Origin of the sequence: Undibacterium sp. CY21W, from assembly GCF_014284265.1 — a bacterium.
In the GTDB taxonomy this organism is placed as follows: Bacteria; Pseudomonadota; Gammaproteobacteria; order Burkholderiales; family Burkholderiaceae_D; genus Undibacterium; species Undibacterium aquatile.
The window spans coordinates 1-2,717 of record NZ_JACOGE010000015.1 but is presented as its reverse complement, the minus strand read 5'-3'; the positions used below and the strand labels follow the sequence as shown (position 1 = coordinate 2,717).

The window sequence follows — 2,717 nt, the reverse complement described above, 5'->3', positions numbered from 1 at the left end:
ACTTCAAGAACTGCTCATTGCCGACCATACCGATCTTGGTCACCCCAAGACGCTGGGCCGAGGCCATCACCGCGGCGACCGATTTGTACGGCACCACCGCATTCGGACGCAGATGCACTTCCGGTTGATTCGGCTGTGCCGCCACTTCACCCAGCTTCGCTTCGAGTTCGTTACGGCTGGCTACTGCCACTCCGTTCCACAATACCGTGCCATCAAAGTCAACGTCGATATTGATCACGACCGGTGGTTCTGTCGGCTTACTCGGGGTGTTGGTCGGCATGTTCAGATTCACGGAGTGATTCTGAATCGGGATCGTGATGATGAGCATGATGATCAGCACCAACATGACGTCGATCAACGGCGTCATGTTCATTTCTATCATCACTTCAGGATCGGCGGAGGAGCTGCCTGAGCCTATTTGCATTCCCATATCTGGTCCTTTTCCTTAATTCCGTGGTGGTGGTTCGATCACGAACCCGACCTTGGTGATCCCGGCGCGCTGGGCGGTCAGGATGGTTTTGCCAACGAATTCGTAACGCACATTCTGGTCGCCACGAATATGGACTTCCGGTTGCGGTACTTTGACGGCTTCGACTTTGAGTTTGTCAAACAAACCTTCGGTGCCGCCTGGCAGGGGTTTCATGCCGCCGTTCCAGTAGACGTCACCATCTTTGCTGATCGATACGGTGATGTTTTCTGGTTTGGTTTTGTAAATCTGGTTGCGTTCTGCCGGGAGCTTGAGTTTGACCGTGTCAGTAATCACCGGGGTGGTGATGAGGAAGATGATCAATAAGACCAGCATGACGTCGACCAGCGGGGTGGTGTTGATGGTGCTGTTGACTTCGTCTTCGCCATCACCATCGTTGCCGATTGCCATTGCCATAGTGTGTTCTCTTTCAGATTGCACGCCGGTGCGCTAGGCAACCGGCGTTGTGACTTGAGTCGTTCGTGCTTGTGACTGTGTGTCTGGTGTGCCGTCTTATTTCTTAGCTACTTTGTTCATGCTGCCAGACAGAACGACGGAGTGCAGATCACCTGCAAAGGAGCGGACTTCTTCCATCGCGCTCTTGTTGCGGCGTACCAGGAAGTTGTAGCCCAGAACCGCTGGAACCGCCACTGCCAGACCGATCGCGGTCATGATCAGCGCTTCACCCACAGGACCTGCCACTTTGTCGATCGATGCCTGACCGGACATACCGATCGCTGTCAACGCATGGTAAATACCCCAGACTGTACCGAACAGACCAACGAATGGTGCTGTAGAGCCAACAGTCGCCAGGAAGGCCAGACCATCTTGCAGACGGCTTTGTACTTTGTCGACTGCGCGTTGGATGGACATGGAGACCCAGGTGTTCAGATCGATTTGTTCCAGCAGTGCGCCTTCATGGTGTTCTGTGGCTTTGATACCAGAGTCAGCGATGAAGCGGAATGGGCTGCCTTCTTTGAGTGCAGCGGAACCGGCCTGGACGGAAGCGGCTTTCCAGAATTTGCCAGCGTCTTTAGCTTGGCCAGAGAGTTTGACCTGGTCGATGATTTTAGTGATCAGGATGTACCAGCTACCCATGGACATGATGACCATGATGATCAGTGTGCCTTTGGCAACGAAGTCACCTGTTTTCCAGAGCGCGTCTAAGCCGTATGGGTTTTCAATCACTTCTTTCGCAGGCGCAGCAGCGATGTCGCCGGCAGGTGCGGCAGCAGGTGCAGCAGCGTCAGCCGCTGGTGCGGAAGCAGCAGGTGCTGCAGTGGAGGCAGCTGCGGAAGCTTCTTGTGCGGAAGCTGGAGCGACGGCAACAGCGGCAGTCAATGCCAGGAGAGCTGCAGCCAGAAATGCGGAGAAACGGGTTTTCATTATGGTGCTTCCTTTAATAACAAATATAGAAGGTTGGTATTGCTTACGACTGTTTTTGTTGTCACTTCGTTCAGGTCTGTTTTGTCCTGCACGAGGGTGACGTTTTTAATTCATGCTGTTTTCTGGGTAAAGCAGGAAGTCAGGCACAGAGTGTTGCGTGTGTTGACTTCTTGCTTTTGCCTGGACTCAGGATTAGTTATCCAGTTTCCACACGTACTGCACTTTCGTCCAGGTCGGTTGTGGTTTGCCATCGACGGTACCTGGTTTGTTTTTGCAGGAACCAGACAGCAATTGGGTACGGACGGCATTATCGAGACCACGGTAGCCACTCGATTTGTCGATCTTAACGTCAGAAACGGAGCCGTCAGCACCGACTAAGACGGAGAGAACAACCGTACCGGTTTCTTCATTACGCAAAGAAGCGCGTGGGTACTCGGGTTTGCAGCCAGCGACGTTGAAGTCGATGACGCCGGGAACCGTCACAGGGCCGGTTGCTTTCGGTGCTTCTGCCACAGGTGCCGGTGGTGCTTTACTGAACACCGGGTTTTCAGGTTTGACGTTGGATACGGCAGAAATGGTGTTCTGTGGCTGTACCTGTGGTTGTACCTGCACTTCCGGCGGCGGAATAAATGGTGGCGGTGGAGCCAGCAGTTTCGGCGGTGGTGGCGGTGGCGTATCTGGTGGTGGTGGCGGTGGCGGCACTTCTTCGACAATTTTTGTCTCTAAAGGCTTTTGCACGATTTCGATGAGCTTGGTGCCCAAGCCATTGAGCAGTGCATACACCAGCACTACGTGAAACGCTATGACCAGCCCTATGCCCAGGAACTTCTTGCCCGGCTCTTGCTGGCGATCTGAAAAATCCATT

4 protein-coding genes are annotated in these 2,717 nt (G+C 53.7%); all 4 read right to left on the bottom strand.

Annotated elements, in window-relative coordinates:
• A partial coding sequence (locus H8K29_RS17725) for a biopolymer transporter ExbD (RefSeq protein WP_186898662.1) occupies window positions 1-430 on the bottom strand: 430 nt, incomplete at its 3' end.
• 15 nt (window positions 431-445) lie between these two features.
• Window positions 446-883 (bottom strand): biopolymer transporter ExbD, encoded by a 438-nt coding sequence (locus H8K29_RS17720; RefSeq protein WP_186886253.1) that lies wholly within the window; start codon window positions 881-883, stop codon window positions 446-448.
• A 96-nt stretch (window positions 884-979) separates the two neighbouring features.
• Complete coding sequence (locus tag H8K29_RS17715; RefSeq protein ID WP_186898661.1) at window positions 980-1,852, bottom strand: MotA/TolQ/ExbB proton channel family protein; 873 nt, start codon at window positions 1,850-1,852, stop codon at window positions 980-982.
• A gap of 192 nt (window positions 1,853-2,044) precedes the next feature.
• Window positions 2,045-2,717, bottom strand: a 673-nt coding sequence (locus tag H8K29_RS17710) for an energy transducer TonB (RefSeq protein WP_186886255.1), incomplete at its 5' end; no start/stop codon positions are given.